This is a genomic window from Bradyrhizobium genomosp. III, assembly GCF_000261705.1.
Taxonomy (GTDB): domain Bacteria; phylum Pseudomonadota; class Alphaproteobacteria; order Rhizobiales; family Xanthobacteraceae; genus Bradyrhizobium; species Bradyrhizobium ottawaense.
This window is the reverse complement of the sequence record NZ_AJQF01000398.1, coordinates 1-5,580: the sequence shown is the minus strand read 5'-3', so window position 1 is coordinate 5,580 and position 5,580 is coordinate 1. Positions and strand designations below refer to the sequence as shown.

Annotated in this window: 11 protein-coding genes; 8 read left to right on the top strand and 3 right to left on the bottom strand. The window is 63.3% G+C overall.

Going from position 1 to position 5,580, the window contains the following annotated elements; genetic code table 11:
* From IC66_RS42780 to IC66_RS0132230, 4 genes are all read left to right on the top strand, one after another.
* Positions 1 to 245: carboxyl transferase domain-containing protein (locus tag IC66_RS42780; RefSeq protein WP_283806374.1), on the top strand; the 245-nt coding region annotated here is incomplete at its 5' end.
* Positions 246 to 280: 35 nt separating this feature from the next.
* Entirely contained in the window at positions 281 to 493 is a 213-nt protein-coding gene (locus tag IC66_RS42775) for a hypothetical protein (RefSeq protein WP_018322293.1), read from the top strand.
* Positions 490 to 1,161: a Fic family protein gene (locus tag IC66_RS0132235; protein WP_038950436.1), complete on the top strand. Its 672-nt coding sequence runs from the start codon at positions 490 to 492 to the stop codon at positions 1,159 to 1,161. Before IC66_RS42775 ends, IC66_RS0132235 begins: the two co-directional genes overlap by 4 nt.
* Positions 1,162 to 1,221: 60 nt before the next feature.
* The gene (locus IC66_RS0132230; protein WP_038950435.1) at positions 1,222 to 1,569 is read left to right on the top strand and encodes a hypothetical protein; all 348 of its coding nucleotides are present in this window, start codon (positions 1,222 to 1,224) and stop codon (positions 1,567 to 1,569) included.
* A gap of 118 nt (positions 1,570 to 1,687) precedes the next feature.
* On the opposite strand, the gene IC66_RS0132225 is transcribed toward IC66_RS0132230, so the two are convergent.
* A complete protein-coding gene (locus tag IC66_RS0132225) occupies positions 1,688 to 2,344 on the bottom strand; it encodes a glutathione S-transferase family protein (RefSeq protein ID WP_038950434.1) in 657 nt (218 codons plus the stop codon).
* A 130-nt stretch (positions 2,345 to 2,474) separates the two neighbouring features.
* On the opposite strand from IC66_RS0132225, the gene IC66_RS0132220 reads away from it, so the two are divergent.
* Both IC66_RS0132220 and IC66_RS0132215 read left to right on the top strand, forming a co-directional pair.
* Positions 2,475 to 2,789 carry a hypothetical protein gene (locus tag IC66_RS0132220; RefSeq protein ID WP_038950432.1) on the top strand — a complete coding sequence of 105 codons (315 nt, stop codon included), beginning with the start codon at positions 2,475 to 2,477 and terminating at the stop codon, positions 2,787 to 2,789.
* A gap of 132 nt (positions 2,790 to 2,921) precedes the next feature.
* A complete protein-coding gene (locus IC66_RS0132215) occupies positions 2,922 to 3,197 on the top strand; it encodes a twin-arginine translocation signal domain-containing protein (protein ID WP_038950431.1) in 276 nt (91 codons plus the stop codon).
* Positions 3,198 to 3,357: 160 nt separating this feature from the next.
* On the opposite strand, the gene IC66_RS0132210 is transcribed toward IC66_RS0132215, so the two are convergent.
* Together IC66_RS0132210 and IC66_RS0132205 are read right to left on the bottom strand one after the other, a co-directional pair.
* Entirely contained in the window at positions 3,358 to 3,606 is a 249-nt protein-coding gene (locus IC66_RS0132210) for a GCG_CRPN prefix-to-repeats domain-containing protein (RefSeq protein WP_026202719.1), read from the bottom strand.
* Positions 3,607 to 3,922: 316 nt separating this feature from the next.
* Positions 3,923 to 4,621, bottom strand: coding sequence for an ArsR family transcriptional regulator (locus IC66_RS0132205; RefSeq protein WP_038950430.1), 699 nt, complete (start codon positions 4,619 to 4,621; stop codon positions 3,923 to 3,925).
* Positions 4,622 to 4,868: 247 nt separating this feature from the next.
* Between IC66_RS0132205 and IC66_RS0132200 the strand changes: the two genes are divergently transcribed.
* Both IC66_RS0132200 and IC66_RS0132195 read left to right on the top strand, forming a co-directional pair.
* Positions 4,869 to 5,177, top strand: coding sequence for an NIPSNAP family protein (locus IC66_RS0132200; RefSeq protein ID WP_018322300.1), 309 nt, complete (start codon positions 4,869 to 4,871; stop codon positions 5,175 to 5,177).
* Positions 5,178 to 5,201: 24 nt separating this feature from the next.
* Complete coding sequence (locus IC66_RS0132195) at positions 5,202 to 5,552, top strand: antibiotic biosynthesis monooxygenase family protein (protein ID WP_026202720.1); 351 nt, start codon at positions 5,202 to 5,204, stop codon at positions 5,550 to 5,552.
* Positions 5,553 to 5,580 lie beyond the last annotated feature (28 nt).

Below are 5,580 nucleotides of genomic sequence, written 5' to 3'. Positions count from 1 at the left end.
TGGGCGCCAAGGGCGCGGTCGAGATCATCTTCCGCAGTGACATCGGCGACCCCGACAAGATCGCCGCCCGCACCAAGGAATACGAGGACCGCTTCCTGTCCCCCTTCATCGCCGCCGAGCGCGGCTATATCGACGACGTCATCATGCCCCACTCGACGCGCAAGCGGATCGCCCGCGCGCTGGCGATGCTGAAGGACAAGAAGGTCGAAACGCCCGCGAAGAAGCACGACAATTTGCCGTTGTGAGATGAACCTACCGGGGGCACTACGTATAAAATCGCATGGTGCCCCTGAACGGACTCGTCTATATTGGTGTCATGACCGACGCACTCAAGAAGTTGATCGAAGCTGCCAAAACGGCCAATCCATCCCCGGAACATCGGGAGGAGCAGCGGCGGAGCTTCGTGTATGGCAATACCCATTTCGAAAATTCGCTCATCACGCGCGAAATGGTGGATCGTGAGGCCGAAAAGCTGGCCAAGGATAAAAAATGATAAGCGAAGAGCGTGAACGGCGCGATAGCCGTGCGCTCGAACCTGAGTTGATTACCGATCCTCAGGAAAAGGCTGCGGCCGAAGCTCGGAACGGGTTCCGTCAGTACGACGCAGCAATTGGCGTGATACAGACGGCTCTTGAGCGAGGCTCATTCAAGCTCCGTCCGTCACTCATCCTCGGTTTGCAGCGAGAAGCTTTATCGGGCATCAGCTCTTACGCTGGCAACTATCGCCCCGGCGGCGTTGCCATCGAGGGAAGCAAGCATGAGCCCGTTGGTGCACATCTGGTCCCCGAACTCGTTGAGGACATGTGCGACTACGTCAATGATCGGTGGGAGGCTAGCACGCCGATCCATCTCGGCGCCTATCTCATGTGGCGGCTGAATTGGATTCATCCGTTCGCGGACGGGAATGGTCGTACCTCCCGGATTGTCTCGTATGTCGTCCTTTCAATTCGTGCTGGTGCGCTTCTGCCGGGCACACCGACGATACCGGATCAAATTGTCGACAACCGAAAGCCCTATTTCGACGCGTTGGATGCGGCCGATTTAGCCTTTCGCGATGGAGATCGGATCGACGTCTCGCAGATGGAAGATTTATTGGCCTCACTGTTAGCGAACCAACTTGCGGAATTCTACAAGTCGGTTGGAGGTAAGCTACCTGGCTGAACGTGAGCCTTCGTTGCTAGGTTCTATTTGCAATCGAGCCACCTTAAAATTTCGAATCCAATGACCGCATCCGATCCGACCGACGAAATCTCCGACATCGAGGATCGCATCGAGCGGCTGGCCGAGATCGCCGAGCGGTGCCGAAAGTACATCCTGGCGTCCAAGATCGCGATCGGGGGCGGGGCGGCGCTGCTGTTGGTGACGATCCTCGGTGTGTTCGGCTTCGGTCAGACCGCAGCCCTCGGATCGATTGCGTTGGTGCTCGGCGGGATCGTGTCGCTCGGCTCGAACGTCTCCACGCTGCGGCAAACGGATGACGCCATCGGCGCCGCGGAGGCACGCCGGGCGGCGTTGATCGCCAGCATCGACCTGCGCGTCGTCGCTGATGCACCGCTGAAGCTGGTGTGACGCGGTGCCGTAGGGTGGGTTAGCTTGCGGCTGCGCGAAGCGCAGTCCGCTAGCGTAACCCACCAACGTCTACCTCGCCGGATGAAGGCGTTGGCGGATTACGCTCCGCTAATCCGCCCTACGCACCGGTGCGCGCCTTATCCGCTGCGGCGAAATGCGCCATTTGATCCGCGTGGGCCTTGGCGAAAGCCGGTCGGGCCGTCGCACGCGCGACGTAAGCGCGGCAGGCAGGACTGTCCGCCAGCCCGTCGAAACAACCGATGACGCGCAGCACGTCCGCCATCAGGATGTCGGCGACGGAAAAGGAGCCGGCCAGCCATTCGCGGCCGGCCAGCACCGGCTCGAGATGCTTCAGCCGAAGCTTGAGGAAGTCGTCGACGAATTTCCACGCAGCCGTGTCGGTGGGATGGCCCATGAATTTCGACATTCCCCAGGGCAGGCTCGCCATCTCCACCGAATTGAGTGCCGCGAACACCCATTCCGTCGTCTCGGCGCGGCCGCGCGGATCGGTCGGCATCAGCTTCGCACTGAGCCCGCCGAGATGCAGCAGGATCGCGCCGGTCTCGAAGATCGAGAGGTCGCCGTCGGTCAGCCACGGCACCTGGCCGAACGGCTGGTGCGCGAAATGTGCGGCGCCGCGATCGTCGAACGGGGCGCTCGCGACGCGATAGGGCAGCGCGGCCTCTTCGAGCGCCCAGCGCACGCGAAGGTCGCGCACGAATCCTCGCGGTTGTTCGGGAACCCAATTGAAGGTGGTCAGGGTGAGGTCGGCCATTTGCTGTCTCCGTGTCCTGGTTCGAAACAAAGGACGAGCGAAGGGCGCCCGTTCCGACACCCGCGCCAAGTCTTTTTGTCGGCGGCGGCGTATCCGGCTAGGCTCGCGCCAAACAACAGGAGGAAACCCGATGCCATCAGCTTTCTTCGTCGTCCGCGCCACCGTCTCCGATCCCGCCCAGCGCGCTGCTTTCGACAAATGGTACGAGACGGAACATGTGCCCGACGCGGTGAAGGCATTCGGCGTGAGTAAAGCCTGGCGGTTCTGGAGCCTGGACGATCCCTCGCTGCATCAGGCGATGTATCAGTTCGATGACGAGGCCAAGCTTGCGGCGGTGCTGAAGGGCGATGCGCTCAAGCAACTCGTCGCCGATTTCAAGCGCGACTGGCCCGACGTCAAGCGTTCGCGCGAGACGCTGGTGCTGGCGCAGGAGTTTGCGAAGTAGCGAGGTCCATCCAAGCTACGAATTCTCCACCTCACTTCATTCTTGAATCTGAACACAGGATTCAGCCTTGGTTCATGTCGTGACCGCGACACTCCCTCTGCATCACTTGCCAGGTAGCCTAGAGGACATGTCATGGAGCGTCGAAACTTTTTGAAACTTGCACTGGGGGTGACGGCGGGCGCCGCCGCCTTCGCCGCGACCGCGCAGGCCGCGCCGCTCTCGCCGCAGCCGCTCAGTGATCCCGCGCGCACGCCGCAAGGCAATCCCGACGCTCATCCGGCCGTCACCACCGGCGAGGAAGCCGCTAAGCTGACGCCGGAACAGGTTCACTGGCATGGCCGCCACCGGGGCTGGGGCCGCCGTCATTGGGGCTGGCGTCGCCGCCGCTGGCACCGCCGCCACTGGTAAGCCGCGGCAAGCCGCGAATTGGACGGGGATCGCAGCTGCGGTCCCCGTTTCGTTTTCTGGCCGCCGAAACTCCAAGGCGGACGAATCGTCGGCAGCAAGCCTGAAAACGAAAATGGCCGCGCAGGCTGAACCTGCGCGGCCATCTTGCGATGCAAAGAGATCAGAACGGGCGGCAGCGGCCGGCGTACCAGCGGAAGCCATAGGGGCAAACACGCGCGCGCGGCACGACGACGACGGGCGGAGCGACCACTACAGGGGCGGGGCGCACAACGACCGCGCCGCGCATCGGGCGACAGCCGCCGTAGGCGCCACGATACCAACCCGGGCCGCAACCCTGCGCGGCGCTGGCGGCCTCGCTGAAACCGACAACCGCGCTGGCGAGCATGGCGGCGGCGAACAGGTATTTCATGTGATCTTCCTTCTCGTCCTTGGGGCAGGTCTTTCGGGGGCGGGTCTTTGGGGCAAGTCTTTGGAGCAGGTCTTTAGCGGCTTGGCGCTTGCGGCGCACAATGAATCAAAAGACACGATTCGACATGTTAAATTTTGCAACACGCCGACACGGTGCGATCCAAATCTGCCAATCATGACCTGAATGCGGCATGAACGTTCCCCGCATGCGGCTTGGCGCGACAGAAACTGGTGTTGGCGGCCGGCTCGGCAGAAATCCTCCAGGACGCCGGCCCGGGAGCATTCAGGCGCGCACTGCCGGTGCCGCGGCGCGCGGGTCAGTCCTTCCCGTCGCCGAAAAGCGCGGCAAACTGCTTCTCGCCGGTGCGGGTGAAGTTGACGACGCGGCTGCCGGGCGTGGCGTCGCGCGCCGCCCATTTCAGCTCGGCGAAGCGCTGCATCATGGCGGCCCCCAGCGTGCCGGCGAGGTGATGCCGCCGCTCACTCCAGTCGAGGCAGGCCTTGCACACCGGGCGGCGCGGATGGGTGAGCATGCCGGTCGAGATCTGCAGATGCTTGGCGAGGAAGCGTTCGCCCTCAGCCGTCAGCTCGATGTCCTCCTTTTTCTGCCTGACCAGATTCCGCTCGCGCAGGGAATCCAGCATCTGCACGCCGAGATCGCCGGCGAGGTGGTCGTAGCAGATCCGCGCGCGCCGCAGCGCCGGGTCCTTCGGCCCGGTGCGCACCCGCATGTGGCCGGTCCGCGCGGCCAGGCCTGCGAGGCCCTCGAGTACGCCGGCGACGTCGTCGTCGGTGAGGCGATAGTAGCGGTGGCGGCCCTGCTTCTCCGGCTCGACCAGCCCGCCGGCCTCGAGCTTGGCCAGATGCGAGCTCGCAGTCTGCGGCGTGATGCCGGCCTCCTGCGCCAGCTCGCTCGCCGTGAGCGCGCGGCCGTTCATCAGCGCGGTGAGCATGTTGGCGCGCGCGGGATCGCCGACCAGCGAAGCGACCAGGGCGATGTCGGGTCCTGATTTCATGCTTCGATGGTAGCCGAAGCATTGTGGTCGGGCAAGGGCGTAGCTTCTCACCAAGTCGTCATTGCGCGCGCAGCGAAGCCGTAGGGTGGGCAAAGGAGCGTAGCGACGTGCCCACCATTCGTCGTTGCGGGGAAAACGACGTGGGCACGCTTCCGCCTTCGCTCTTCGAGCTACGGCGGACAAGTCGCTTTGCCCACCCTACGAGACTTCGCGGCTTGCAGTGACGACGGAAACCCAGGAGCCCATCATGTCCGTCACCGTCTTCATCCGCTATCAGATCGACCCGTTCAAGCGCGCGCAGTTCGAGGAATATTCGAAGCGCTGGCTCACCATCATCCCGAAATGCGGCGGTGACCTGATCGGTTATTTCATGCCGCATGAAGGCACCAACAACATCGCCTTCGGTCTGATCAGCTTCGAGAGTCTGGCCGCATACGAGGCCTATCGCGCGCGGCTTCGGCAGGACGCGGAAGGAATGGCGAATTTCCATTTCGCCGAGGAACACAAATTCATCCTCGCGGAAGAGCGCACCTTCCTGCGCAAGGTGGTATTGTAGGTCCGAGAGCAGCAGGAGATGCCCATGATCGCCGTGATCTTCGAGGTCTGGCCGAAGCCGGAACACCGCCAGGACTATTTCGACCTCGCAGCCGATCTGAAGCCGATCCTGCAAACCATCGACGGCTTCATCTCGGTCGAGCGCTTCGAGAGCCTGACCGAGAAGGGCAAGATCCTGTCGGTGTCGTTCTGGCGCGACGAGGCGGCGGTGCAGGCCTGGCGCAACACGATGGAGCACCGCCGCACCCAGGCCAAGGGCCGGGCGCAGATCTTTGCCGATTATCATCTGCGCATCGCCAGCGTGGTCAGAGACTACGGCATGAATGATCGCGAGCAGGCGCCGAAGGACAGCCGGGCGGTGCACGACGCCCACTAACGCTGCCGGGCGCGCACTGGCGCTGCCG